The following is a 25,895-nucleotide window of genomic DNA, read 5'->3' as shown; positions in this document are numbered from 1 at the left end:
GGGCGGGAGCGCGTTGGCCTCGGGGCTCGCGAGCCTGCGCGTACCACCGACCGCGCTCACGGATGCGCAGCGCGCCTGGGTGCGTGGCGCGGCGCGGGACCTGGTCGCGCACCGGGGGATGGGACGGGTGACGGTGGGCCCGCGCCAGCCGCCGCTGGTGCATGAGCTGGCGTTCGCGATGGACGAGGCGCTGGGCAACACGCCCCGGCTGATCGAGCCCGTGGCGCTCCCGGATGGGGATCCGGAAGCGCTGAGCTCGCTCATGGGGGAGATGTTCAATGGGCGGGTGGACACGCTGATCATCACTGCGTGGAACCCGGCCTGGACCGCGATGGTGGAATCGGACTTCGCGCGCCAGCTGGAACGTGTCCCCTTCCGCCTGTACCACGGCCTCCACGAGGACGAGACGGCGGCGCTCTGCCCCACCTTCGTCCCCGCGACGCACCCCTTCGAGTCCTGGCGCGACGGCCGGGCACCCGACGGCACCGCGTCCGTGCTGCAACCGCTCATCGCGCCCCTGTTCCCCGGCGCGGTCTCCGAGGTGGAGCTCCTGTCCGTCTTCGCGGGCCTGGAGTCGCGGAGCCCTTACGAGCTGCTCAAGTCCCTGTGGCGGGAACGCGTGGGTTCACCGCCGGACTTCGAGGCGCGCTGGGAGACGTGGCTCGCGGACGGCGTCATCTCCGGCACCCAGGCCCCGCCCGCGCGAGCCGTGCTGAACGAAGCCGAGGTGATGCGCGACGCGCGGGAGGTCGCGGGGTTGGGGCCCCCCCGGGTCATCGGGGATGCGCCGGACCTCCGAGCAGAGGCCCGCGCGAGCTACCTGTGGGAAACGCCCAAGGGATTGGAGCTGTCCCTGGTGCTGGACTCGCGGCTGTACGACGGACGCTTCGCGGGCAACGCGTGGCTCCAGGAGCTGCCGGACCCGGTGACGAAGCTCACCTGGGACAACGCGGCGCTGCTCTCCCCAGCCACCGCGCGGGCCCTGTCGCTGGAGAAGGGGGACGTCGCGCGCATCGAGCTGCTGGGCCGGGCGGTGGAGGTGCCCGTGCTGGTGCTCCCCGGTCAGCCGGACGACACGGTGACGTTGGCGCTGGGCCACGGCCGCGAGCGCGTCGGGCCCGTAGGCCAGGGCGTGGGCGTCAACGCGAATGCGCTGCGGCTCCAGTCCCGGCCGTGGGGCGGCACCACCGTGAGCATCGCCCGCACGGGCCGCCATCACGCGCTGGCGCTCACGCAGGAACACTGGAGCATGGAGGGCCGCCAGCTGGCGCTCCAGCTCCCGCAGGCGTCCTTCCGCGCGAAGCCCCAGGCGCTCCACTCCCTCCAGGAGGACGGTGAGCGGCTCTACCCGCCCAACGCGCTCTTGAAGAGCAACCGCCACCAGTGGGCCATGGCCATCGACCTGCACCGGTGCACGGGGTGCAGCGCGTGCATGGTGGCCTGCCAGACGGAGAACAACGTGCCGGTGGTGGGGCGCGAGGGTGTGCTCAAGAGCCGGGAGATGCACTGGCTGCGCATCGACCGTTACTTCCTGGGCGACCCGGACGACCCGGGCTTCATCACCCAGCCCGTGGCGTGCGTGCACTGCGAGGCCGCGCCCTGCGAATACGTGTGCCCGGTGAACGCCACCGTCCACTCGGACGAGGGCCTCAACCAGATGGTCTACAACCGCTGCATCGGCACGCGGTACTGCTCCAACAACTGTCCCTACAAGGTCCGCCGCTTCAACTACCTGGAGTACCAGCAGCGCGAGCCCCTCACGCGCCTGCGCCAGAACCCGGACGTGACGGTGCGCTCGCGCGGGGTGATGGAGAAGTGCACGTACTGCGTGCAGCGCATCGAACGGGCGAGGACCGTCGCGCGCTCGGCGCACCGGGACGTGCGTGAAGGCGAGGTCCGCACCGCCTGCCAGCAGGCCTGCCCCACGGAGGCCATCACCTTCGGGGACCTGCGCGTGCCGGAGTCAGAGGTGCGCCGGAAGCACGAGGACCCCAGGCACTACAAGCTGCTCAACACGCTGGGCACCCGGCCGCGCACGGTGCACCTGGTGCGCCTGAAGAACCCGGCGCCGAAGGGAGGCGCATGAGCACGGCCGACCCGCAGGTGCCCGCGCCCGGAGATCCGCTCACCGAGCACCCCCTCTTGGAGGGGCGCCACTCCGACCGCGCCTACAGCGAGTCGCTGCTGGCCTTCGTGCACCGCCCCGCGGGCCGGACCTGGTGGGCGCTGCTGGGGTTGGGGCTGGCCGGGACGGCGGTGCTGGCGGTGGCGGTGGGCGTCACGCTCTTCGTGGGCGTGGGGACGTGGGGCAACAACATCCCGGTGGCGTGGGCGTTCGGCATCACGAACTTCGTGTGGTGGATCGGTATCGGCCACGCGGGGACGCTCATCAGCGCCATCCTGCTGCTGTTCCAGGAGAAGTGGCGCGGGTCCATCAACCGCTTCGCGGAGGCGATGACGCTCTTCGCGGTGACGTGCGCGGGGCTCTTTCCGCTGCTGCACCTGGGGCGGCCGTGGAAGTTCTACTGGCTGGTGCCCTATCCCAGCAGCCTGAGGGCCTGGCCGCAGTTCCGCTCGCCGCTCACGTGGGACATCGCGGCGGTGGGGACGTACCTCACGGTGTCGCTGCTGTTCTGGTACGTGGGGCTGATTCCAGACCTGGCCACGGCGCGCGACACGGCGAGGACGCCCCGGGCGCGCTTCTGGTACGGGCTGGCGAGCCTGGGGTGGAGGGGCTCCGCGAAGCACTGGCGGCAGTGGCGCACGGGCTACCTGCTGCTGGCGGGGCTGGCCACGCCGCTGGTGGTGAGCGTGCACACCATCGTGTCCTTCGACTTCGCGGTGGCGCAGCTGCCGGGCTGGCACACGACCATCTTCCCGCCGTACTTCGTCGCGGGCGCGGTGTTCAGCGGCTTCGCGCTGGTGCTCACGCTGCTGATTCCGGCGCGCAAGGCGCTGGGCATCGAGCACGTGGTGACGCCGCTGCACCTGGACAACATGGCGAAGGTGCTGATGGCCACGGGATGGATGGTGACCTACGGCTACATCCAGGAGCACTTCTTCGCCTGGTTCAGCGGGAACCCCTTCGAGATGCACGCCACGGAGGCGGAGTTCTTCGGGCCGTACGCGCCGCTGTTCTGGATGCAGGTGTTCTGCAACGTGCTGGTGCCGCAGCTGTTCTGGTTCCCCCGGCTGCGCACGAACGTGGGGGTGCTGTGGGTGGCGGCGCTGCTCATCAACGTGGGGATGTGGACGGAGCGCTTCCTCATCGTGGTGGCGTCGTTGAGCATGGACTTCCTGCCGTCGTCCTGGGCGGCGTACCGGCCCACGTGGGTGGACTGGAGCCTGCTGGGCGGCACGGTGGCGTTCTTCGGCACGGCGTTCCTGCTGTTCCTGAAGTTCGTGCCGGCCGTGTCGGTGAGCGAGATGAAGGAGCTCCAGCGCGAAGTGGACGCGTCGCTCCAGTTCCGGCGTGAGCAGGGCACCCGGCCAGGCGGTGCGCCATGAGCCGCCACTGGGTGCTGGGGGAGTTCGCGTCCAGTGACGCGCTGGTGGCCGCGCTGAAGGACCTGCGCGCGAAGGGCTTCGAGCAGCTGGACGCGCACACGCCGTTCCCGGTGGAGGAGACGTTCGAGGCGCTGGGGCTGAAGCGCTCGTGGCTGCCATTGCTGACGTTGGGGGCGGGGCTGGGAGGCGCGGCGTTCGCGTACGTGACCCAGTGGTTCACGAACGCGGTGGACTATCCGTTGGACGTGGGAGGCCGGCCGCTGCACAGCGTGCCCACGAACCTGCCCATCACGTTCGAGCTGGGCGTGCTGAGCGCGGCGCTGACGGTGTTCGGCGCGTTGATGGTGCTCTTCGGCTTCCCGCACGTGACGCACCCGGTGTTCGACGTGGAGTCCTTCCGCAGCGCGTCCGTGGATGGCTTCTGGGCGAGCGTGGCGGTGGACGGGGAGGACGCGCCAAGGGTGGAGGCGGCGCTGCGCGAGCTGGGAGCGCGGCAGGTGTCGGTGGTGGCGGAGGGAGCGCGATGAAGCGTTGGACGCTCCTGGCGCTGCTGGGCGGCATGGCCGCGTGCGACGACACGGATCCAATGGCGTCGCAGCCGCGAGCGGAGGCGTTCGGTGCGAGCGGGTTCTTCGAGGACGGCCGGGCCATGCGGCCCCTGGTGCCGGGGACGGTGGCGCGGGAGTGGCGCACGCGGGAGGAGCAGGGCCTCACGGCGGAGGGGCGTTGGCTCCAGGCCGTGCCGGAGCCGCTGACCCGGCAGCTGCTGGAGGAGGGGCGCACGGCCTATGAGACCTGGTGCGCGGTGTGCCACGGGCTGACGGGAGACGGAGACGCCGTCGTGGCCAGGAAGATGCCGCAGCGCCGGCCGCCCGGGCTGTTCGTGCCGCACGACCATGCGAGCCAGGTGGTCTACGGCGTCGTGGAGGGCGAAGCCCCGTACACCGGCGCGCAGGCCGTGACCGCGAGGGTGGGGCCCGGAGCGTTCCCGCTGCCCCAGCGGGTGGACGGGTGGGGCGCCGTGAGGGACACGGCCGATGCGGGGCGGCCTGGAGCCTCGGTCTCCTGGACGAGCGATGCGGGCTGGCCCCGGGCATGGGCGGCGTCCCGTGTGGAGCCTGGATCCGGGAGTGGGCGCGTGACGGTAGGCGACGCGGACGCGGCGGCGGCGCGGCAGGCGGCGCTCGTGGGGCCACGAGGCCTCGCGATGGAAGGACGTCTCAACGAGCGCTCCACGACCGGAGACCTGCCGCACCCGCCGGGCTTCTACTTCGCGGTCATCTCCGAGGGCTTCGGCGTGATGCCCGCATACGGGCCCCAGCTCACGCCCCACGAACGCTGGGCCGTGGTCGCGTACCTACGTGCCCTGGGCCGCAGCCAGCGCGCACCGCTCACCGCCGCGCCGCTCGACGTGCAGGCACGGCTGCGCAAGGAGGTTGGCGCGCGATGACCTCTCCCGTGCTCCCTCGCTTCGAGGGCGGACAGCGCGCGCTGGGCATCAGCGCGGTGCTCGGTGTCCTGGGCCTCGCGGCCACCGCCATCGGTGCCTTCCTCGACGTGCGTCAGGCCCTGGCGGGCTACCTCTTCGGCTTCACCTACTGGCTGGGCCTGTGTCTGGGTGCGCTGCTGCTGCTCGCCACCTTCCACGCGTCGAAGGCGCGCTGGCCCGTGGTGCTGCGTCGCGCGCTGGAGGTCTGCGCCGCCACCGCGCCGCTGTTCCTGGTGCTGTTCGTGCCCCTCGCGCTGGGAATGCGGCACCTGTACCCGTGGGTCTCGCCGTCCGCGGACCTGGGCGAGCACACGCTGCACGTGCTCGAACACCGGCGGCTCTACAACAACGTGCCCTTCTTCCTGGTGCGCGCGGCGCTGTACTTCGTCACCTGGGGGCTCGTGAGCCACCTGCTGCACCGCTGGTCCGTGCGCCAGGACGCGACGGGCGACGTGCGCTGGACGCTGTGGCAGCGGCGGCTGGGCGGGGGCTCGCTGCCCGCGCTGGGCCTCACGTTCTCCTTCATGACGCTGGACTGGATGATGTCGCTGGAGGCGACGTGGCAGTCCACCGTCTATGCCGTCCACGTCTTCTCCGGTGCGTTCGTGGGCGCGCTGGCCTTGATGATCATCGCGGGCGCGGCCACTCGCGACACCCAGCACTTCGGCAGCCTGCTGTCTCCGGGCCACTACCACCGGCTGGGCACGCTGCTGTTCGCCTTCGTCTGCTTCTGGGCCTACATCGCCTATTCGCAGTTCATGCTCATGTGGATCGCCGCCCTGCCCGAAGAGGTGGGCTGGTACCGCGTCCGCCTGGAGGACGGCTGGGGCGCGCTGTCGCTCGTGCTGGTGCTGGGCCACTTCGTCATCCCCTTCGCCCTGCTCCTGTCGCGCGAGCTCAAGTCGCGCCCGCGGGTGCTGGGGGCCGTGGCGCTGTGGCTGCTCGCGATGCACGCCGTGGACGTGGCGTGGCTGCTGTTCCCCTCGCTCTCACCGGAGCGCGTCTCCATCCCCTGGACGGCGCTCACCGCGTGGCTGGGCGTGGGCGGGCTGTCCGTGGCGGCGGCCCTCTGGCTCGCGCGCGGCAGCTACCCCGTGCCCGTGGCGGATCCCTACCTCGTCCACTCGCTCCAGGTGCGCCCGCCATGAGCGAAGCCCGTCCACCGCCTCCGGAGCTGGAGCGGCTGCCCACCGCGTGGCTGCTGCGCGTCGGGGCCGTGGCGCTGGCGCTGCTCGCGGCGGCCAGCGTCGCGGCCTGGAGTCTGTGGATCCTCTGGCGTCCCGACTCCGAGCGCCCCCTCCCCTTGCCCCCGAGCACCCTTCAGGTGGGCATGCTCGACCAGGCCCCGTTCTCGCTGGACCGGCGCGCGGACGAACTGAAGACACGGCAGCGCGAGCGGCTGGATGGCTACGGCTGGGTGGACGTGGACGCGGGCGTCATCCACCAACCCATCGACGCGGCCATGCGGCAGCTGCTCTCCGAAAGTGAAGGGGGCGCGCGATGAACGAGCTGCTGCGCCGCCTCTTCTTCCTGCCGGAGCAGGGCTCCACCTTCGCAGTGAAGGTGGATCACCTGCACTACGTCCTACTGCTCACCACGCTGGCGGTGGGGGCGGGCATTGGCACTGTCGGCCTCGTCTTCCTCGTGCGCTACCGCCGGCGCACGGCGTCGGACCCCACGCCCCGAGTGTTGGCGCCCACGTGGCTGGAGGCGCTGTTCATCGGCGTGCCGCTGTCGCTGTTCCTGCTCTGGTTCGTTCTGGGCTTCAAGCAGTTCGTCTGGGTGATGAGCCCGCCCCAGGACGCGCTGGACGTGTACGTCACCGGCAAGCAGTGGATGTGGAAGTTCACCTACCCCGGAGGCCCCAGCGCCATCGACACGCTGGTGGTGCCCGCGGGCCGGCCCGTGCGGCTGCTCCTCACGTCGCGGGACGTCATCCATTCCTTCTACGTGCCGGACTTCCGCATGAAGCGGGACGCGATCCCCGGCCGCTACACCGACCTCTGGTTCGAAGCCCCGAAGCCCGGCCGGCACCAGGTGCTGTGCGCGGAGTACTGCGGGATGGACCACTCGCAGATGCGCGGCGAGGTGGTGGTGCTGCCGCCCTCGGACTTCGAGGCATGGCAGGACGCGCAGCGCCGCAACCTCCCCGTGGCCGCGGAGCCCATGGCCGTCCGGGGCGAGCGCATCGCCGCGGCGCAGGGCTGCCTGCAATGCCACACGGTGACGGGCGCGCCGCACATCGGGCCCACGTGGCTGGGGCTGTACGGCAGGCAGGAGCCGCTGGAGGGCGGGGGCGCGGTGCTCGCGGACGAGGCGTACCTCACCGAGTCCATGATGGACCCCCTGGCGAAGGTGGTGGCCGGCTACGCGCCCGTGATGCCGGGCTACCACGGCCGGCTGAGCGCGGAGGACTCCGGAGCGCTCGTGGAGTTCATCAAGTCCCTGCGTCCCACGCGCCCGGGAGTCACCGCGGCCGAGGAGCCCGTCTATGTCCCCACCGGCCGCTGAGTCCTACCTGACGGACGGACGCACCGTGTGGTCGTGGCTCACGACGCACGACCACAAGCGCATCGGGGTGATGTTCCTCGGGCTGACGCTCTTCTTCTTCCTCGTGGGCGGCCTGTTCGCGCTGGCGCTGCGCATCGAGCTGCTGACACCCGGCCGCACCATCATGGGGCACCTGGCGTACAACCGGATGTTCACGCTCCACGGCGTCACCATGGTGTGGCTGTTCATGATTCCGGCCATCCCGTCCGCCTTCGGCAACTTCCTGGTGCCGCTGATGATTGGCGCCAGGGACGTGGCCTTCCCCCGGCTCAACCTGGCGTCCGTGTATCTCTATGTGCTGGGGGCCAGCGTCACGCTGTGGGGCATGTTCGAGGGTGGCGCGGACACGGGCTGGACCTTCTACACGCCCTACAGCACGACCACGGGCACGGCGGTGCTGCCGGTGCTGATGGGCGTGTTCATCATCGGGTTCTCCACCATCCTGACCGGGCTCAACTTCATCGCCACGGTGCACACGCTGCGCGCGCCGGGCCTGACGTGGATGAAGCTGCCGCTGTTCGTCTGGGCCATCTACGGCACATCCATCATCCAGGTGCTGGCGACGCCGGTGCTGGGCATGGTGCTGCTGCTGGTGGCGCTGGAGCGGGTGGTGGGCGCGGGCATCTTCGACCCCGCGCGCGGAGGCGACCCGCTGCTCTTCCAGCACCTGTTCTGGTTCTACAGCCACCCGGCCGTCTACATCATGGTGCTGCCGTCCATGGGCGTCATCAGCGAGGCGGTGTGTGCCTTCAGCCGCAAGAACGCCTTCAGCTACCGGATGATTGTGTATTCCACGCTGGGCATCGCGTTCGTGGGGTTCTTCACCTGGGGCCACCACATGTTCGCGTCCGGCCAGTCGACTTTCGGCTCCGGCGCGTTCGGCGCGATGTCGATGCTGGTGGCCATCTTCACGGCGATAAAAATCTTCTCCTGGCTGGGCACGCTCTACCGGGGCTCCATCGCGCTGGAGTCGCCGCTCCTCTACACGTTGGGGTTCATGTTCTTCCTCTTCTTCGGGGGGATGATTGGCGTGGCGTACTCGACCACGTCGTTGAACCTGCACTGGCACGACACGTACTCGGTGGTGGCGCACTTCCACTTCATCATGGTGGGGGCGACGGTGATGGCCTTCCTGGCGGCGCTGCACTACTGGTTCCCGAAGATGTCCGGGAGGTGCTTCCCGGCGAAGCTGGCCAACGGCGCGGCGGTGTTGATCATCTTCGGCTTCATCGCCACGTTCGTGCCGCAGTTCCTCTTGGGGAACCTGGGGATGCCCAGGCGGTACGCGGACTATCCGCCGCACTTCCAATCGCTGCACGTGGCGTCCACGGCGGGCGCGTCACTGCTGGCGTTCGGGTTCCTGGCCATCGCGGGGTATCTGGCGTGGAGCCTGCGGTATGGCGCCGTCGCGGGAGCCAACCCCTGGGGCAGCGAGGGCTTCGAGTGGAGGAGCGCCTCCCCGCCACCCACGCACAACTTCTCCACACCGCCCGAGTACCCCACCGGTCCGCACGAGTACGCGAGCGAGGAGGTGCCGCATGCCGCCTGAGGCCGTGACGGAGCACTGGGGCTCCGAGGGCGCGCGCCGGCAGGCGGCGTACCTGGGCATGTGGGTCTTCATCGCGACGGAGGTGTTGCTGTTCGCGGGGTTGTTCACGGCCTATGGCGTGTACCGCTCGGTGTACCCGGAGGTGTTCCGCGCGGCGCAGCTCACGATGGACGTGGGGTTGGGCACGCTGAACACGTTCATCCTGGTGACGAGCAGCATCGTGGTGGCGCTCGCGGTGCACGCGGTGCGGGGCGACAGGCCAGGGCTGGGCGGGGCGTTGCTGCTGGCGGCGGCGCTGTTGGGCGTCGTGTTCCTGGCGGTGAAGGGCGTGGAGTACGCGCACCACGTGAAGGAGGGCGGGTTGCCGGGAGACGCGTACCGGTTCACGGAGGTGCCGCGCGTGGGCGCGGGCCTCTTCTTCACGCTGTACTACCTGCTGACGGGCATCCACGCGCTGCACGTGACGGTGGGCGTGGGGGTGTTGACGGTGCTGGGAGTGCGGTCCGCGGCGGGGACGTTCGGAGCGGGGTACGCGACGCCGGTGGAGCTGGGCGGCATGTACTGGCACCTGGTGGATGTCGTCTGGCTGTTCGTCTATCCCATCCTGTACCTGTCATGAGGAGCGGGCCCGTGACCGAGGACGCGGTGGAGAAGCCGGAGCGTCAGCTGGGGGTGGCCGGCGTGCTGATCGTGGGCGGGGTGCTGCTCGCGTTGACGGCGCTGACATACGGGCTGCACAAGTTGCCGCACGGAGCCTGGTCGCTGCCGGTGGCGCTGCTCATCGCGGGAGCGAAGGGGCTGTTGATCGCCCTGTTCTACATGCACCTGCGCGAGCAGCGAGCGAGCAACGGGCTGGTGCTGCTCACGTCGGTGGTGTTCGTGGCGGTGCTGCTGGCGGTGTGCATCTTGGAGACGCGCACGCGCTTCCGTCCCACGATTCCGCCGGGTCCGTTCGCGGTGGAGGCGCTGCCGGGAGCGATGGAGGACCCGAGGAGCGCGAGGCCACCGGAGCCCGCGGGGCCCCGGGATCCCTGAGCGTCAGGGTGGGGCGGCCTTCAAGAGCTGGAGTTGGCGTCGCAGCCGATCCATGCGGGTGAGGACGTCGCGTGCGGCGGGCACCGTGCCGAGCGCCGCGCCGAATGCGATGTGCAGGAGGAACAGCATCGCGGAAGGGGCCTCGCGCGAGAGGGGTGGCGAGGCGAAGGGGATCATCAGCCGGGTCATCACCGCCCACAGGCCCATGCCGTAGAGCACCCCCAGGCAGAGCGCCGCGACAGCGGTTCCCCGGCGTGGCAGCAACATCGCGAAGCCCGTGGCCAGCCCGCCCGCCACGGCGACGTGGATGAACAGTCCGAGCAGCACCCCTCCGAATCCTTGAGCCGTGCCATCGCGGAAGAACAGCCCCGCGACGAGAAGCGCTGGCCTCCAGGGGGCGCCTTGCAGCACGCCCGAGAACGCGCAGGCGAGCACCGCCATCGCGAAGGCGCCCAGCGTTCCCGCGAGCGCTCCAGGGAGCACGACATCGCGCACGATGTTCCAGGCCTCCACCGCCGCGTCCACCGTCCGGGTCCGCTTCCGCTTGCTCATGCCCATCCTCCCGAGCGGTCCCTCCGGCGAGCGGCCGAGACCCTCCCCCTCAATCTAGGAACGGCCCGCCGCGAAGCGGGTCGGTGCTCATGGAGCGCCCGAGGGAAGTCCCGGACAGCGTGCATGCGAGACGTCCCTCCGTGCTGCCATCCCGCACCCAGCGCCTAGCTTCACCGTGAAGCCGTCTGGCCTTCGGGCCCGAAGGAACACGATGCTGTCTTCCCCCTGCCGTGACAGCGCCGCCGCGCCCATCGAGCGGGTCGATGTCTCCGCGTACACCGTGCCCACGGACCAGCCGGAGTCCGACGGCACCTTCGCCTGGACGTCCACCACGCTGGTGCTCGTGGAGCCCGTGGCCGGAGGCCAGCGCGGATTGGGCTACACCTATGCGCATGCGGCCGGCGCCGCGTTGATCCGCGACATGCTCGTTCCGCTGCTCGTGGGCGCGGACGCCTGGAACCTCCCGGCGCGGATGGCGTCGCTCCTGCACCGGGTCCGCAACGCAGGCTCACGCGGCCTCGCTGCCCGGGCACTGTCCGCCGTGGACACCTCGCTCTGGGACCTGAAGGCGAAGCTGCTGGGCGTGCCGCTCGCCCGGCTGTTCGGCCTGGCCCGCTCCGCCGCGCCCGTCTACGGCAGCGGCGGCTTCACCAGCTACACGGACCGGCAGCTCCAGACGCAGCTCACGGGCTGGGCGGACGCGGGCATCCCTCGCGTGAAGATGAAGGTGGGCACCCATGCGGACGCCGACCCCGCTCGCGTGCGCGGCGCGCGTGAAGCCCTGGGGCCCGGGCCCTCCCTCTTCGTGGACGCCAATGGCGCGTACACCGTGAAGCAGGCGCTGGCGTTGGCGCGGGACTTCCGCGAGGCCGGCGTGTCCTGGTTCGAGGAGCCCGTCTCCAGCGACGACCTGGCCGGCCTGCGCCTCGTGCGCGACAGCGGGCCCGCGGGCCTGGACGTCGCCGCGGGCGAGTACGGCGACAGCGGCCCGTACTTCCTCCGCATGCTGGAGGCGGGCGCGGTGGACGTGCTCCAGGCGGACGCCACGCGGTGCCTGGGCCTCACCGGCTTCCTCCAGGCGGACGCGCTGGCGGACGCCTTCCACGTCCCCCTGTCCGCGCACTGCGCCCCGGCCCTGCACCTGCACGTGGCCTGCGCCGCGCGGCGGTTGGTGCACGTGGAGTACTTCCACGACCACGCGCGGCTGGAACAGATGCTCTTCGACGGCGTCCCGCTGCCCATGGCTGGCGCGATGGCGCCGGACCTGTCCCGGCCTGGACTCGGGCTGGAGCTCAAACGGGCGGACGCCGCCCGCTTCGCCGTGGGGACCTCCACATGACAACGACCTTCCTGGACACCCTGCGCCACGTGCGCCGCCCCCGTGCCGCCGCCTCGCGCGAGCGGAGGGCCGTGGATGTGGCGGGCCTGGAGCACGCGCTGCGCCGCCGGCTGAGAGGCGACGTGCGCTTCGACGCGGGCGAACGCGCGCTGTACGCCACGGACGCGTCCAACTACCGGCAGGTGCCGCTGGGCGTGGTGTGCCCACGCACCGTGGAGGACGTGGTGGAGACGGTGCGCCTGTGCCGGAAGTTCGGCGCGCCCCTGACGTCCCGGGGCGGCGGCACCGCGCTCGCGGGCCAGACGTGCAACGTGGCGGTGGTGCTGGACTTCTCCCGGCACCTGGACCGCGTGCTGCACATCGACCCCGAGCGGCGGCTCGCCCGCGTGCAGCCCGGCACGGTGCTGGACGTGCTCCGCACGGAAGCCGTGAAGCGTTACGGCCTCACCTTCGGCCCGGACCCCGCCACCCACAACCGCTGCACGCTGGGCGGGATGCTCGGCAACAACTCCTGCGGCGCGCACGCGCAGATGGCCGGCCGCGTGGAGGACAACACCGAGTCCCTGGACGTCCTCACCTACGACGGCGTGCGCCTGCGCGTGGGCCGCACGTCCGACGCGGAGCTGGCGCGCCTGATGCGCGAGCCCGGCCGCGTGGGCGAACTCTACCGGGGCATGAAGGCGCTGCGCGACCGCTACGCCGACCGCATCCGCGCCAGATACCCGCGCATCCCCCGCCGCGTGTCCGGCTTCAACCTGGACGAGCTGCTCCCGGAGAACGGCTTCCACGTCGCACGCGCCCTGGTGGGCACCGAGGGCACCTGCGTCACCGTGCTGGAGGCCACGCTGAACCTGGTGCCGGAGCCGAAGGCCCGCTCCCTGCTGGTGCTGGGCTACCCGGACGTGTTCCGCGCCGGGGACGACGTCCCGGAGGTGGTGGACGCGGGGCCCATCGGCCTGGAGGGAATGGACGGGAAGCTCATTGACGGGATGAAGCGCAAGCACCTGCACGTCGAGGACCTGCCGCTGCTGCCGGAAGGCGAGGGCTGGCTGGTGGTGGAGTTCGGCGGGGACTCCAAGGCGGAGTCGGACGGGAAGGCACACGCGCTGATGGACCGGCTGGTGGCGAGGGGACACGCGCCGTCCATGCGCCTCTATGACGACAAGGCCCAGGAGGAGCTCATCTGGGAGGTGCGCGAGTCCGGCCTGGGCGCCACGGCGTTCATCCCGGGGGAGCCGGACGGATGGCCGGGGTGGGAGGACTCGGCGGTGCCACCCGAGCGCATGGGCCTGTACCTGCGAGACTTCCGAGGGCTGCTGGACCGCTTCAACTATCAAGCCTCGCTCTACGGCCACTTCGGCCAGGGCTGCCTGCACTGCCGCATCAGCTTCGAGCTGCGCACGCGCGAGGGCATCGCCCACTACCGCCGCTTCGTGGAGGAGGCGGCGGACCTGGTGGTGCGTCACGGAGGCTCGCTGTCCGGCGAGCACGGCGACGGCCAGTCCCGCGCGGAGCTGCTGCCGAGGATGTTCGGCGAGGACCTGGTGCGCGCCTTCGGGGAGTTCAAGCGGCTGTGGAACCCGGAGTGCGGGATGAACCCGCACAAGGTGGTGGACCCGTACCGGCTGGACGAGAACCTGCGCCTGGGCCCGCGCTACGCCCCCGCCGAGCCGCGCACGCACTTCCAGTTCCCGGAGGACCAGGGCAGCTTCTCGCGCGCCACCACGCGCTGCGTGGGCGTGGGCAAGTGCCGGCGCACCGAAGGCGGCACCATGTGCCCCAGCTACATGGTGACGCACGAGGAGAAGCACTCCACGCGCGGCCGCGCGCACCTGCTCTTCGAGATGCTGCGCGGCGACGTGGTGGGGAAGGGCTGGAGGAGCCCTCAAGTGAAGGAGGCGCTGGACCTGTGCCTCGCGTGCAAGGGCTGCAAGTCCGACTGCCCGGTGAACGTGGACATGGCCACGTACAAGGCGGAGTTCCTCAGCCACCACTACCGGGGCCGCCTGCGCCCCCTGCACGCGTATGCCCTGGGCCTGGTGATGTTCTGGGCCCGCGTGGGCGGACGCGTGCCGTGGCTGGCGAACTTCATCACGCACGCGCCGGGGCTGCGGACGCTGGCGAAGGCGGTCGCGGGCGTGCATCCCGCGCGGGAGATTCCCCGCTTCGACGCGAAGCCCTTCCAGAGGCGCGTGCGAAACAGGCGCGCGGCGGTGGGGCCGCGAGGCCCGGTGGTGCTCTTCCCGGACACCTTCAACAACTACTTCCAGGCGGACACGGCCTCCGCGGCGCTGGAGGTGCTGGAGGCGGCGGGCTTCGAGGTGCGCGTGCCCCAGGGCTTCGTCTGCTGCGGCCGGCCGCTCTACGACTACGGGATGCTGGACACGGCGAAGGCGTTCCTGCGGCACACGCTGACGCGCTTCCGCGAGGAGATCCGCGCGGGCACCCCCTTCGTGCTGCTGGAGCCCAGCTGCGCGGCGGTCTTCCGCGACGAGCTGCGGGGCCTCTTCCCGCATGACGAGGACGCGAAGCGGCTGGCGGCACAGACCTACGTGTTGAGTGAGCTGTTGCAGCAGCGGGCGCCGGACTTCGAGCTTCCCAGGCTGGAGGGGAAGGCGCTGGTGCAGGCGCACTGCCACCACCAGGCGGTGATGAAGTTCCACGACGAGCGGAAGTGGCTGGACCGCACGGGGCTGGACTGGGAGAAGCCGGACTCGGGCTGCTGCGGCATGGCGGGCGCGTTCGGCTACGAGCGCGACAAGTACGCGGTGTCCCAGGCCTGCGGGGAGCGGGTCCTCCTGCCCAGGGTGCGCGAGGCGCCGGGTGACACGCTGCTCATCGCGGATGGCTTCAGCTGCCGGGAGCAGATCCGCCAGGCCACGGGGCGCGGGCCGCTGCATCTGGCGCAGGTGCTTCAAAAGGCGCTGCGCCGGGGAAGGGCCTGACCGCCTGGAGGGCGTGGCGGACACCCTCCGTTGGGGCATGGGTCCGACGCGAGCCATGGACGGCCCCTGGGGGGAGGCCGTTAGGCTTCTGGCCGTGATTGCCTCCGTCCGCTTCGAGCACTACCGGTGCCTGCTTCGCGTGCAGCTTGCCTTGGAGCCATTGACCGTCCTGGTGGGACCCTCCGCGTCGGGGAAGACCGCCATGTTGGAGGGGCTCCAGCACCAGCTCGCGTACGAGCCTTCGGACTTCTGGCGGCGGGATGAGTCCCGCCCGCTCTCCATCGAATGGACGTACGCGCGCGGTGACCGCACGCGCGTGGAGTATCCGTTCAGCGTGATGGACACCTTGCCCGGCCAGGGGCACTCCACGCAGCAGCTGTCGCTGAGCATGGAGGCGCTGCGCGAGGGGGGCTCGTCCGCGAAGGCGACGTGGCTGGAGCGCAAGGGCGGCAACCTCGCGAGCGTCTTCGCGGCGCTGCCCATGTCCACGCGGGAGGTCATCTCCAAGGAGCTGGCCCGGCGGGTGCCGTCGCTGTCGGAGGTGGACGTGGCGCGCGACCTGGAGGACCGCTCCTTCCGGCTGCGCTTCCGCGACCGCTGGAGTCCGGACGTCTGGTTCGGCCCCGACTACGTGTCGGACGGGGTGCTGTGGCTGCTCGCGTTCCTGGTGCTGCCCTACCAGCGCCCGTTGCCGGAGCTGCTCACGCTGGACGAGCCGGAGCGCGCCCTGCACCCGGGCCTGGTGCGCGAGGTGCTGGAGCTGCTGCGCGCCATGACGCGAGGTGAGTCCACGGGAGGCACGCCGGTGCAGGTGGTGCTGGCCACGCACTCGCCGGACCTGCTGGAGCACGTGCGCCCGGAAGAGGTGCGCCTGTTGTCGCGAGAGCCCGCGGACGGCTCCGTGCGCGTGCAGCCCGTGCCCGCCACCGCGCTCCACTGGCGGCGCGAGTGCCGGGAGCTGCTGGACACGCTGTAGCACCGGGCCCTCGAAGCAGGCCGGGCTGTGTCCACCATCGCACGACTCCGGCTCCACGAACGACCTCGGGGTGACGCTCCGCGCGGAGGGCTGACGGTTGTGTGCCTGCGTCGGCGGGCCACCTCTAACGTGGGCCTCTTCGCCCATGCCCCTCCTCCTGCCCATCCTCCTGGCCCTGGCGTGCGCACCCCTTGCCTATGTCGCGGGCCGGTGGCGCCCGGGGGCCGCCGCGTGGATGGGCGCCCTGGGCGCGCTCGCCGCGATGGGGGCGCTGGTCTACGAATGGACGACGCAGGCACCCACCCGCCTCGTGCTCCCCTGGGCCCCCTCCTGGGGCCTGTCGCTGGAGTTCACGCGCGACGGCCTGTCCGGCCTCTATGCCGCGATGGCGCTCGGCATCGGCGCGCTCGTGGTCCTGTACTCGCGCGCGTACATGCCGCACCACCTCCACGAGGAGGGCCGCCCCGCCCGCGACGAGGTGCGCTTCCAGGGGCTCATTCTCGCGTTCATGGCCGCCATGGTGCTGCTCGTCACCGTGGATGACCTGCTGCTGCTCTTCGTGGCGCTGGACCTCACCACCATCATCTCCTACCTGCTCATCGGCTTCGACCGCGAGGACCCCGAGTCGCGCGCCGCCGCGCTCCTGTCGCTCGTGCTCACCGGCGCCACCTCCGTCGTCTTCTTCGCGGGCGCCATGACGCTGGGCCTCCAGTACGGCACCTTCTCCCTGCCGCTCGTCTTCGAGCGCGCCGCGCAGTCCCCCGCGTCCACCGGCGCCCTGGTGTGTCTGGCCGTGGGCGCGCTGGGCAAGAGCGCGCAGGTGCCGTTCCACTTCTGGCTGCCTCGCGCCATGGCCGCGCCCACGCCCGTGTCCTCGTACCTGCACTCGGCCGCGATGGTCGCCGCGGGCGTCTTCCTCCTCCAGCGCCTCTACCCCCTGTTCGCCCCCGCCACGGACGTGCGCCACGGCCTGCTCGCCATCGGCTTCCTGTCCATGGGCATGGGCAGCCTGATGGCCCTGGTGGCGGATCCGTTCAAGCGCCTGCTCGCGTACTCCACCATCGCGCAGTACGGCTACGCGCTGGTGCTGGTGGCGCTGGGCTCCGAAGGCGCGCCGCTCTACGTGGCGGCCCACGCGCCGTGCAAGGCCGCCCTCTTCCTCACCGCGGGCGCCGTCACCCAGGTCACCGGGAAGAAGAAGCTGTCGGAGGTCGGAGGCCTGCGCCACTCGCTCCCCGTGCTCGCGGGCGCCAGCGCCGTCGCGGCGGCGGGGCTCGCCGCGCTGCCCCTCACCCTGGGCTTCTTCAAGGACGAGGTCTTCTTCCACGCGCTCGCGAAGGAGGGCCCCGCGTTCATGGCGGCCGGGCTCGTGGGCGCGGGCATGACGCTCGCGTACACCCTGCGCCTGTGGTGGGGCCTCTTCGGAGGACCGCGCCAGGACGTGCCCGCGGCCCCGCGCCTGCTGGTGGCCCCCGTGGTCGTGCTCGCCGCGGCCATCCTCCTGGGCGGCGTGCTGCCGGGGCTCCTGGTCGCGCCCTCCCGCGCCGCCGCGGAGGCGATGCTCGGCGAGCCCTCCACGCTGGAGCTCGCGTACCACCTGGACACGCGCGCGGAGAACCTGCTCGCGGTGGGGGCCTGGATCCTGGGCGCGGCGCTGTTCGCCACCCGCCGTGCCTGGACGCCCGCGCTCTCCCGCCTGATGGAAGGCGCGTCCCGCGTGGGCGCCGAGCGGGGCTACCGCCTGCTGCTGCTCCAACTGGACCGGCTGTCCACGTGGCTGCACGAGAAGGAGGTGCGCGACCTGCGTGACCGCGTGGCGTCCGTGCTGGTGCCCACGGGCCTCCTGGGCATGGCGGTGCTGGGCGTGACGCCGCTGCGCGACCGCTTCAAGGTGGGCGCCGTGGGGTGGGCGGACATCACGCTGGTGATGGCGCTCGCCTTCGCGTCCGCCGCCGCGCTGGCCACGCTGCGCGCGAAGGGCCACCTGCGGCTGGTGCTGCTCATCTCCTGCGTGGGCTTCAGCCTGGCCATGGTGTTCGCCTTCGCCGCCGCGCCCGACGTGGCCCTCACCTCCGTGCTGGTGGAGACCGTCTTCACGTTGCTCTTCGCGGGCCTGCTGGCCCTCCTCCCCCGCGACCGCCTCGAGCGCGCCCAGCACGAGGCCCAGAAACCCCGCGGACGCGACCGCCTGGCCGCGGGAGTCGCGGGCGCGAGCGCCTTCCTCCTGAGCTGGAGCGCCCTGTCCCATCTCCATACCGAGCGCGTGGGCGCGCTCACGGTGCAGCTGGCGGAGGCCGCGCACTCGCCCAACGTCGTCGCCGCGGTGCTCACGGACTTCCGGGGCCTGGACACCGTGGGCGAGATGACCGTGGTGGTCGCGGCGCTGCTGGGCGTCACCAGTCTCTTGCGCCTGAGAGGGAAGCGATGATCTCCTTCGTCCCACCCCTGTCGCGCCTCCTGCTGTGGCCGTCGTTGATCATCGCGCTCTCGCTCTGGATGAAGGGCGGCGCGTCGGTGGGCGGCGGCTTCCCGGCCGGAGCGCTCGCGGGGCTCGCGGTGCTGCTCCAGTACGTGGTGGTGGGCCGGGACCAGGCCCGGCGGTACGTGGCGGTGCGCTACGCGGCCCCGCTGGCGGGCGTGGGGCTCTTGCTCGTGGTGGGCACCGCGTTCCTGCCGGTGCTCGCGGGCTACACGCCCATGAGCCTCTTCCCCCGTCCGGACCAACCGGCGCTGGGCGTGGGAGGCCTCCACCTGCACACCGCGCTCATCTTCGAGGGAGGGCTGATGCTCATCGTCTTCGGGCTGGTGGTCACCGTCATCGACCGCTTCGCCCTGCGCACCGGTTCGGAGGAGGAGTCCGGGCCATGATCCTCATCGCGTCCCTGGTGGTGGGCCTGCTGTTCGCGTGCGGCGTGCGCATGGTGCTGGAGCGCGAGCTGGTGCGCGTGGCGTGCGGCACGGTGCTCATCACCAACTCCAGCGTCCTGCTCATCCTCGCGGGCTCCTTCCAGGAGCGGGGCGAGGCGCTGAGTGTGCACGATGGCGGGCCGGTGACGGACCCGGTGCTCCAGTCGCTGGCGCTCACGGCCATCGTCATCGGCTTCGCGGTGTCCGCGCTGCTGCTCACGCTGGTGCACCGCACGCAGCGGGCGCACGGCTCGTTGCGCACGGACCGGCTGGTGGAAGCGGAGCTCCAGCGCGCGCACGCCGTGGAGAAGGAGGGGGGCCGCTGATGCCACTCTGGGGTCCGCTGCTCCTGCCGTGGGTGCTGGGCACGGTGCTGGCGTTCCTGGATGGACGCCGCGCGTGGGTGGCGTGGCTGGCCATCGCGGGGCTCGCGGGCACGCTCGGGTGCACGGCGTGGCTGTTGCCCCAGGCCTGGAGCGCGCAGGCGCCCCAGTTCGTCACGGGGGACTGGCCGGTGGGCGTGGGCATCCGCCTGCGCGCGGATCAGCTGTCCATCGTGTTCGCGCTGGTGTCCACGGCGGTGCTCCTGGGCACGCTCGTGTACGAGCACGTGGCCGGAGGCATCACGTCGCGCAGCTTCCCCGCGCTGGTGGTCTTCATGGGCGCGGGGCTCACGGGGGTGTTCTTCACGTCGGACGCGTTCAACTTCTACGTCTTCTTCGAGCTGGCGATGACGTCCGCCTTCGCGCTGGCGTCGTACGGCGAGCGGGCCCGGAACCTGCGCGCCGCGTTCACCTTCGTGGTGGTGAACCTGATGGGGTCCTCGCTGTTCCTCACGGCGGTGGTGATGCTGTACCTGACCACCGGCACGCTGGACATGCTGTCCATCATCGCGTGGGGACAGGCGGGGGAGCCGTTCGCGCTGCTGGTGCCGGGCACGCTGCTGCTCTGCGCGTTCGGGGTGAAGCTGGGCTTCTTCCCGTTCCACTTCTGGGCGCCCGCGGTGTACCGGGACGCGGGCCCCACGGTGGCGGCGCTGCTCGCGGGGGCGCTGGCGAACATCGGCAGCTATGGGCTCCTGCGCTTCGGCGTGGACGTGCTGCCGCAGGTGCTGGAGCAGGCCCGGCCGCTGCTGGAAATCCTGGGCGCGACGAGCATCCTCTACGGCTCCATTCTCGCGCTCTCCCGGCGGGACACGCGCGAGGTGCTCGCGTACGCGTCCATCTCGCACGCGGGGCTCATCATCGCCGCGCTGAGCCTGGAGGGCCGCGAGGGCCTGTGCGCGGCGGTGGCGCTGGCGCTGGCGGGCTCCGTGGACAAGACGGCGCTGTTCCTGGCGCAGGACCGGGGCGGTGAGCGCGCGCGCAGGGCCTACTCGGTGGCGGCCTTCAGCACGGCGGGAGTGCCACCCACCGCGGGCTTCTGGGCCAAGGCCTGGCTCTTGCGAGCGGCGCTGGAGCAGGGGCATGCCTGGCTCGCGGGGCTGGTGGTGGCGGCGAGCGCCCTGTCGCTGCTGGCCCTCTTCCGCGCCTACCAGCGCGAGCGGTGGTTGAGGGAGGGCGCGGCCCTGCACCGGGGCACGGGAGCCGTGGTGTACGCGCTGTCCCTGGCGCTCATCATCGTGGGGCTCTGGCCGGAGCCGCTCTTGCGCGCCGGACGTGACGCCATCCAGGGCCTGGGGACGCTGCCATGAGCCCACGCACCCTGGTGCACATGCTGTCCCTGGCGCTGCTGTACGCGCTGATGGTGGGCAGCTTCCACCCGGTGGACCTCACGCTGGGCGCGGTGCTGGCCCTGGGGGTGATGCGCCTGTTCCCCCTGGCCATCCTGCCGCCGGTCCTGACGGCTCGCGAGCAATGGCGCCGCACGCTGTACCTGCCCCGCTTCGGCTGGGCCCTGGTCGTGCTGGTGACGCGCAGCTGCGTCCATGTGCTCAAGATCATCTTCGGCCCCATGGACCGGGCGGACCTCGCGGGCGTGGTGGAGGTCCCCATGGGCGAGCGCACTCCGCGCGGCGTGCAGGTGTCCTCGTGGGCCATGTCCCTGGCCCCGGGCACGGTGCTGCTGGAGCTGGACTGGGAGAGGCGCGTGATGCGCATGCACGCGCTGGACGCGTCGGATCCGGACAAGCTGATCCGCCAGCAGGACAACTTCTACCAGCGCTACCAGCGCGCGGTGTTTCCGTAGGGAGGTGGCCGGCGATGCACGAGACCTTCTTCACCCTGGCCATCGTGTGGATGGTGGGCCTGCTGGGCGCCATGGTGCTGCTGGCCTCGCGTCAGCGCTCCTCGGCGGACATGCTCATGTCCGTGGACACCCTGGGCCTGCTCATCTGCGCGGTGCTGGGGCTGTACGGCGCCATCCGCGGCGAGGCCGGCTACCTGGACGCGGCCCTGGTGCTGGCCCTGCTCTCCTACGTGCAGACCGTGGCCGGCGCCCGCTTCCTGCACCATGGCCGCACCTTCCACGACGAGGAGGACACCCGATGATGTCCACCCTGGTGCAGTGGGTGTCCAACGCGCTGGTGGCGCTGGGCCTGCTCTTCATCACCGCCGCCACCATCGGCATCTACCGGCTGCCCTCGGTGCTCACGCGCGTGCACGCGGCGGGCGCGGTGCCCTTCGGAGGGGCGCTGGTCATCATCGGCGCCACGCTGGCGACGGAGGACGGCTGGCTCCTCCTGCGAGGGCTGCTCGTCGCCGCGTTCCTGATGCTCACCATCCCCAGCTCCGCCCACGCCATCGCCTGGCTGGCGGAGAAGCGGCCGGAGCTCGCCCACGACAAGGCCCGGCGGCACCGGAACGGGCCGGAGGGCCCCGGGCGGCAGTAGCCGCCTGCACGCAGGCCTCCCCACGGGAGGGCGGAACGGGCACCCGGGTGCCCCCGGGCTCCAGGGCGCACCCCGGTCACTAGCTTGATGCGCATGAGCGCCACCGTCAGCGACTACCTCGTCTACCGCCTCATCCAGTGGGGCGTGCGCCGCATCTATGGCTACCCGGGCGACGGCATCAACGGCGTGCTGGGCGCGCTGGGGCGCAACTCCGAGATGAAGTTCGTGCAGGTCCGCCACGAGGAGATGGCCGCCTTCGCCGCCTGCGCGCACGCGAAGTTCACCGGCGAGGTGGGCGTGTGCATGGCCACCTCCGGCCCGGGGGCCGTCCACCTGCTCAACGGCCTCTACGACGCGAAGCTGGACCACCAGCCCGTGGTGGCCATCGTCGGCCAGCAGGCCCGCACGGCGCTGGGCGGGCACTACCAGCAGGAGGTGGACCTCACCACGCTCTTCAAGGACGTGGCCAGCGAGTACGTCACCATGGTGACCGCGCCCTCCGCCGTCCGCCACGCGCTGGACCGCGCCGTGCGCATCGCCCGGTGCGAGCGCACGGTGACGTGTCTGGTGTTGCCCAACGACCTGCAGGAGCTGCCCTACGAGCCGCCCGCGCGCAAGCACGGCACCGTGCACTCCAGCGTGGGCTACGCGTCCCCGCGGGTGATTCCCCACGACGTGGACCTGCGCCGCGCCGCGGACGTCCTCAACGCCGGCCAGAGGGTGGCGATGCTGGTGGGCGCGGGCGCCCTGAACGCCGCGGACGAGGTGGTGGAGGTCGCGGACCGGCTGGGCGCGGGCGTCGCCAAGGCGCTGCTGGGCAAGGCGGTGCTGCCGGACGCGCTGCCCTTCGTGACGGGCTCCATTGGCCTGTTGGGCACGAAGCCCAGCTGGGACCTGATGCAGGGGTGCGACACGCTGCTGATGGTGGGGACCAGCTTCCCCTACTCGGAGTTCCTGCCGCCGGAGGGCCAGGCGCGCGGCGTTCAAATCGACCTGGACGGCCGGATGCTCTCCCTCCGCCACCCCATGGAGGTGGGGCTGGTCGGCGACGCGAAGGAGACGCTGCGCGCGCTCATCCCCCAGCTGAAGCGCAAGGAGGACCGGAGCTGGCGCGAGGGCGTGGAGAAGGGCGTGGCGCGCTGGTGGAAGGTGCTGGAGGCGCGCGCCATGACGGACGCGAACCCCCTCAACCCGCAGCGCGTGTTCTGGGAGCTGTCCCCGAAGCTGCCCGCGGACGTCATCCTCACGGCGGACTCGGGCAGCTCCACCAACTGGTTCGCGCGCGACCTGAAGGTGCGCCAGGGGATGATGGCGTCCCTGTCCGGCAACCTGGCCACCATGGGCTGCGGCGTGCCGTACGCCCTGGGCGCGAAGTTCGCGTTCCCGCACCGCCCGGTGCTCGCGGTGGTGGGTGACGGCGCCATGCAGATGAACGGCAACGCGGAGCTCATCACCGTGGCGAAGTACTGGAAGGAGTGGAAGGACCCGCGACTCATCGTCCTGGTGCTCAACAACCGCGACCTGAACCAGGTGACGTGGGAGCAGCGGGTGATGGCCGGCGACCCGAAGTACGCCGCGTCGCAGGACCTGCCGGACTTCCCCTACGCGAAGTACGCCGAGTCCCTGGGCCTCAAGGGCCTCCGCGTGGACCGGCCGGACCGCGTCGCCGCCGCGTGGGATGAGGCGCTGGCCGCGGACCGGCCAGTCGTCTTCGAGGCCTATACGGACCCGGACGTGCCGCCCCTGCCGCCGCACATCACCGTGGAGCAGGCGAAGATGTTCGCCTCCGCCGTGGTGAAGGGCGACGCGGACGCGGGCGGCTTCCTCAAGCAGTCCATGAAGGAAGTGGTGGAGACCCTCCTTCCCCACAAGGGCGGCAGGTCCTGACGGGAGGCCCTCAGCCCGCGCTCCCCTGGAGCGCGGGCTCCTCCTCCTTCACCAGCCAGCGCATCGTCGCCTCGGTGACCACGCCGAACAGGGCCGTCTGCGCGAACAGCCAGACGTGCTCCGCGCGCGACCAGGTGTTCGCGAACGTCGTCGCCTTGAACACGGGGAAGGCCGCGCGCTCGAACGCCAGCACCCCCAGGCCCAGCAGCACGCCGCTGTGCAGCAGGGTCCACTTCGCCGTGCGCACCCGCACCAGGCCCCAGCCCATCCCCAGCAGGGGCCCATAGCCCGCGCGCAGCGCGAAGGCCCACTGCGACGCCTCGTGCCGGGACAGCTTCCGGCGGAACAGCCGGCTCAGCACGTGCCGCGCGATGTTGCGCGCGGCGTAGGGCGGCGGATGGCCCAGCCAGGCATTGCGCACGGTGACCAGCAATCCCAGCGCACCGGTGCCCACGGCCCCGGCGACATAGGCCGCGGCGTATGGATTCCTCATGGCCTACCCCTTCATCAGGTTGCGCATCACGAACCACAGGTTGGCCGGACGCTCCGCCAGCCGGCGCATGAAATAGGGATACCAGTGCTTCCCATACGGGACATAGACACGCACCGGATGCCCGTCCTTCACCAGCTGCTCCTGGAGGTCGCGCCGGATGCCATACAGCATCTGGAATTCAAAGGCGCCCTTGGGCAGATGCTGACGCGCGGCGTACGCGAGCGTGGCGTCAATCATCCGCTCGTCATGCGTGGCGATGCCGTGATACACGCCGCTGTCCAGGAGGATGCGCATGCAGCGCACGAAGCTCGCGTCCACGTCCGTCTTGTCCGGGAAGGCCACGTCGGGACCCTCCAGGTAGGCCCCCTTGCACAGCCGGATGCGGACGCGCTCGGCGCACAGGGCCTTCGCGTCCTCCTCCGTGCGCCGCAGGTAGCTCTGGAGCACCGCGCCCACGTGCCGCTCACCGAACTCCGAGTGCAAATCCCGCACGATGTCCAGGGTCGTCTGCGTGACGGCGCTCTCCTCCATGTCCACGCGCACGAACGAGTCCCGCGCCGTCGCGTCCGCCACCACCGCCCGCGCGTTGTGTAGCGCCAGGTTCCGGTCGAACAACAGACCGCACTGCGTGAGCTTCAGCGACACGTTGGCCTTGACGCCCACCTGGTCGATGCGCGCCAGCAGCCGCAGGTACTGTTTCACCTCGTCGCGAGTCTCCGGAGGGGAGCGCACCGCTTCGTTGAGGTGGTCGAAGCTGGCCATCAGCCCCTTCGCCGTGAGGGCCTTCACCGCGTCCACCGCCTCCTCCAGCGTCTCTCCCGCGATGAAGCGGGACGCCAGCTGGCGGAAGGGTTTGAGCCGCGTGGCCACGTCCTTGAGGTTGGACTGACGCGACAGGAACAACAGCGCGGAGCGGGACAGCTGGTCTGCGGCCGTGGTCATGTGGATGTGTTCCCCCACAGCTAGAGATAACGCCTGCTCAGTCAGGGTGCCGCGACAGGAAGTCGGACACGCGTTCATTGAACGCTTCCGGGTGGCTCATGTACGGCAGGTGACTGGCCGTCTCCAGGAACTCCAGCCGGGCGCCCGGCACCTGCGCCGCCACGTCGCGCGCGGCGGCCGGAGGCACCAGCAGGTCCCGGCCGCCCTCGATGATGAGCGTGGGCACGCGCAGCTCCCTCAGGCGGTGCAGGAAGTCCGCGGCCAGGATGTCGCGCAGCCGCCGCATCATCTCCAGCGGAGAAATGCGCCGGGCCTCGCGGACAATCTCGGCCCGCCCCTCCGCCGGCAGCCACCGGCCTCCCATGACCCGCGCCACCGTGGGCGCGAACACATACGCCAGCGGCCGGGGCGCCCGCACCAGCGTGGACAGCGACAACGCCAGCCGCCGCACCTTGCGCACGCTGGCCACCGGCGACACCAGCACCAGCGCCTTCACCCGCTGCGGGTGCTCCAACGCATACGCGATGGACAGCAGGCTGCCGTAGGACGACCCCATCAACGCGAAGCGCTCCGGCAGCCCCGCCTCCGGGTGGTTGAGCACCGACAGGTTCCACTGCAGGGGGGTATGCGTCGCGGGCGTCTTCAGCGGCGGCGTCCACAACAAGAGGTTCCACGCTCCCGCCAGCGGCTCCATGGGCGCGAACGACCGGCCACTGGCGCCCAGCCCCGGAAGACAGACCACCGTGCGTGATACATCCCTGTTGCCCCCGGGGAAGGTGAACAGCCGCACCGCCGTGCCCCGGACGGCGCGCTCCTCGCAGTCCAGCCGTTCATAGCCGCGCTGGATGTCTTCCACGTCCGGCACCTGCGGCGGCGGACGGGGCGGGGCGGGGA

General features: G+C 71.3%; 25 protein-coding genes. 21 read left to right on the top strand and 4 right to left on the bottom strand.

Annotated elements, in window-relative coordinates; genetic code table 11:
- The 10 genes from D7V80_RS28545 to D7V80_RS28500 all read left to right on the top strand — a co-directional run.
- Positions 1-2,086 (top strand): 4Fe-4S dicluster domain-containing protein (locus D7V80_RS28545; protein ID WP_120591169.1); only part of this gene is annotated, 2,086 nt, incomplete at its 5' end.
- Positions 2,083-3,507, top strand: a complete 1,425-nt coding sequence (gene nrfD, locus D7V80_RS28540; RefSeq protein ID WP_120591166.1) for an NrfD/PsrC family molybdoenzyme membrane anchor subunit — start codon at positions 2,083-2,085, stop codon at positions 3,505-3,507. The genes D7V80_RS28545 and nrfD, both read left to right, overlap by 4 nt.
- Positions 3,504-4,034, top strand: a complete 531-nt coding sequence (locus D7V80_RS28535; protein WP_120591165.1) for a DUF3341 domain-containing protein — start codon at positions 3,504-3,506, stop codon at positions 4,032-4,034. The genes nrfD and D7V80_RS28535 overlap by 4 nt, the downstream gene beginning before the upstream one ends.
- Positions 4,031-4,957 carry a cytochrome c gene (locus D7V80_RS43065; RefSeq protein ID WP_233585806.1) on the top strand — a complete coding sequence of 309 codons (927 nt, stop codon included), beginning with the start codon at positions 4,031-4,033 and terminating at the stop codon, positions 4,955-4,957. Before D7V80_RS28535 ends, D7V80_RS43065 begins: the two co-directional genes overlap by 4 nt.
- Entirely contained in the window at positions 4,954-6,144 is a 1,191-nt protein-coding gene (locus D7V80_RS28525; protein WP_120591164.1) for a hypothetical protein, read from the top strand. Before D7V80_RS43065 ends, D7V80_RS28525 begins: the two co-directional genes overlap by 4 nt.
- Complete coding sequence (locus D7V80_RS28520) at positions 6,141-6,500, top strand: hypothetical protein (protein WP_120591163.1); 360 nt, start codon at positions 6,141-6,143, stop codon at positions 6,498-6,500. The genes D7V80_RS28525 and D7V80_RS28520 overlap by 4 nt, the downstream gene beginning before the upstream one ends.
- Positions 6,497-7,507 carry a cytochrome c oxidase subunit II gene (gene coxB / locus D7V80_RS28515; protein WP_120591162.1) on the top strand — a complete coding sequence of 337 codons (1,011 nt, stop codon included), beginning with the start codon at positions 6,497-6,499 and terminating at the stop codon, positions 7,505-7,507. Before D7V80_RS28520 ends, coxB begins: the two co-directional genes overlap by 4 nt.
- Entirely contained in the window at positions 7,488-9,095 is a 1,608-nt protein-coding gene (locus D7V80_RS28510) for a cbb3-type cytochrome c oxidase subunit I (RefSeq protein WP_120591161.1), read from the top strand. The genes coxB and D7V80_RS28510 overlap by 20 nt, the downstream gene beginning before the upstream one ends.
- Positions 9,085-9,714, top strand: a complete 630-nt coding sequence (locus tag D7V80_RS28505; RefSeq protein WP_120591160.1) for a cytochrome c oxidase subunit 3 — start codon at positions 9,085-9,087, stop codon at positions 9,712-9,714. The genes D7V80_RS28510 and D7V80_RS28505 overlap by 11 nt, the downstream gene beginning before the upstream one ends.
- Before the next feature lie 11 nt (positions 9,715-9,725).
- Entirely contained in the window at positions 9,726-10,130 is a 405-nt protein-coding gene (locus tag D7V80_RS28500; RefSeq protein WP_233585804.1) for a cytochrome C oxidase subunit IV family protein, read from the top strand.
- A 3-nt stretch (positions 10,131-10,133) separates the two neighbouring features.
- Here the strand turns inward: D7V80_RS28500 and D7V80_RS28495 are convergent, their stop codons facing one another.
- On the bottom strand, positions 10,134-10,682 hold the full coding sequence (locus D7V80_RS28495) for a hypothetical protein (RefSeq protein ID WP_120591158.1): 549 nt from the start codon (positions 10,680-10,682) through the stop codon (positions 10,134-10,136).
- A 211-nt stretch (positions 10,683-10,893) separates the two neighbouring features.
- On the opposite strand from D7V80_RS28495, the gene D7V80_RS28490 reads away from it, so the two are divergent.
- From D7V80_RS28490 to D7V80_RS28440, 11 genes are all read left to right on the top strand, one after another.
- Complete coding sequence (locus D7V80_RS28490; RefSeq protein WP_120591157.1) at positions 10,894-12,021, top strand: enolase C-terminal domain-like protein; 1,128 nt, start codon at positions 10,894-10,896, stop codon at positions 12,019-12,021.
- Complete coding sequence (locus D7V80_RS28485; RefSeq protein ID WP_120591156.1) at positions 12,018-14,966, top strand: FAD-binding and (Fe-S)-binding domain-containing protein; 2,949 nt, start codon at positions 12,018-12,020, stop codon at positions 14,964-14,966. Before D7V80_RS28490 ends, D7V80_RS28485 begins: the two co-directional genes overlap by 4 nt.
- Positions 14,967-15,060: 94 nt before the next feature.
- Positions 15,061-15,942, top strand: a complete 882-nt coding sequence (locus tag D7V80_RS28480) for an AAA family ATPase (RefSeq protein ID WP_120591155.1) — start codon at positions 15,061-15,063, stop codon at positions 15,940-15,942.
- Between the two features lie 145 nt (positions 15,943-16,087).
- On the top strand, positions 16,088-18,370 hold the full coding sequence (mbhE, locus tag D7V80_RS28475) for a hydrogen gas-evolving membrane-bound hydrogenase subunit E (RefSeq protein WP_120591154.1): 2,283 nt from the start codon (positions 16,088-16,090) through the stop codon (positions 18,368-18,370).
- A complete protein-coding gene (locus tag D7V80_RS28470) occupies positions 18,367-18,810 on the top strand; it encodes an MnhB domain-containing protein (protein ID WP_120591153.1) in 444 nt (147 codons plus the stop codon). The genes mbhE and D7V80_RS28470 overlap by 4 nt, the downstream gene beginning before the upstream one ends.
- On the top strand, positions 18,807-19,175 hold the full coding sequence (locus tag D7V80_RS28465) for a sodium:proton antiporter (RefSeq protein ID WP_120591152.1): 369 nt from the start codon (positions 18,807-18,809) through the stop codon (positions 19,173-19,175). The genes D7V80_RS28470 and D7V80_RS28465 overlap by 4 nt, the downstream gene beginning before the upstream one ends.
- Positions 19,175-20,542 (top strand): complex I subunit 5 family protein, encoded by a 1,368-nt coding sequence (locus D7V80_RS28460; RefSeq protein WP_120591151.1) that lies wholly within the window; start codon positions 19,175-19,177, stop codon positions 20,540-20,542. The genes D7V80_RS28465 and D7V80_RS28460 overlap by 1 nt, the downstream gene beginning before the upstream one ends.
- Complete coding sequence (locus D7V80_RS28455; RefSeq protein ID WP_120591150.1) at positions 20,539-21,036, top strand: Na+/H+ antiporter subunit E; 498 nt, start codon at positions 20,539-20,541, stop codon at positions 21,034-21,036. Before D7V80_RS28460 ends, D7V80_RS28455 begins: the two co-directional genes overlap by 4 nt.
- Before the next feature lie 14 nt (positions 21,037-21,050).
- The gene (locus D7V80_RS28450) at positions 21,051-21,338 is read left to right on the top strand and encodes a monovalent cation/H+ antiporter complex subunit F (protein ID WP_120591149.1); all 288 of its coding nucleotides are present in this window, start codon (positions 21,051-21,053) and stop codon (positions 21,336-21,338) included.
- Entirely contained in the window at positions 21,335-21,679 is a 345-nt protein-coding gene (locus D7V80_RS28445; protein ID WP_120591148.1) for a monovalent cation/H(+) antiporter subunit G, read from the top strand. The genes D7V80_RS28450 and D7V80_RS28445 overlap by 4 nt, the downstream gene beginning before the upstream one ends.
- Before the next feature lie 93 nt (positions 21,680-21,772).
- Positions 21,773-23,566 carry a thiamine pyrophosphate-requiring protein gene (locus tag D7V80_RS28440; protein WP_120591147.1) on the top strand — a complete coding sequence of 598 codons (1,794 nt, stop codon included), beginning with the start codon at positions 21,773-21,775 and terminating at the stop codon, positions 23,564-23,566.
- A 10-nt stretch (positions 23,567-23,576) separates the two neighbouring features.
- On the opposite strand, the gene D7V80_RS28435 is transcribed toward D7V80_RS28440, so the two are convergent.
- The 3 genes from D7V80_RS28435 to D7V80_RS28425 all read right to left on the bottom strand — a co-directional run.
- Positions 23,577-24,059: a hypothetical protein gene (locus D7V80_RS28435; RefSeq protein ID WP_120591146.1), complete on the bottom strand. Its 483-nt coding sequence runs from the start codon at positions 24,057-24,059 to the stop codon at positions 23,577-23,579.
- A gap of 3 nt (positions 24,060-24,062) precedes the next feature.
- Positions 24,063-25,001, bottom strand: a complete 939-nt coding sequence (locus D7V80_RS28430; RefSeq protein ID WP_120591145.1) for a proline dehydrogenase family protein — start codon at positions 24,999-25,001, stop codon at positions 24,063-24,065.
- 37 nt (positions 25,002-25,038) lie between these two features.
- Positions 25,039-25,895, bottom strand: an 857-nt coding sequence (locus tag D7V80_RS28425) for an alpha/beta fold hydrolase (protein WP_233585802.1), incomplete at its 5' end; no start/stop codon positions are given.

The sequence above is a fragment of the Corallococcus sp. CA054B genome (assembly GCF_003611625.1).
Classification (GTDB): domain Bacteria; phylum Myxococcota; class Myxococcia; order Myxococcales; family Myxococcaceae; genus Corallococcus; species Corallococcus coralloides.
The sequence above is the reverse complement of the archived record's forward strand: the minus strand, read 5'-3'. Positions and strand labels throughout refer to the sequence as shown.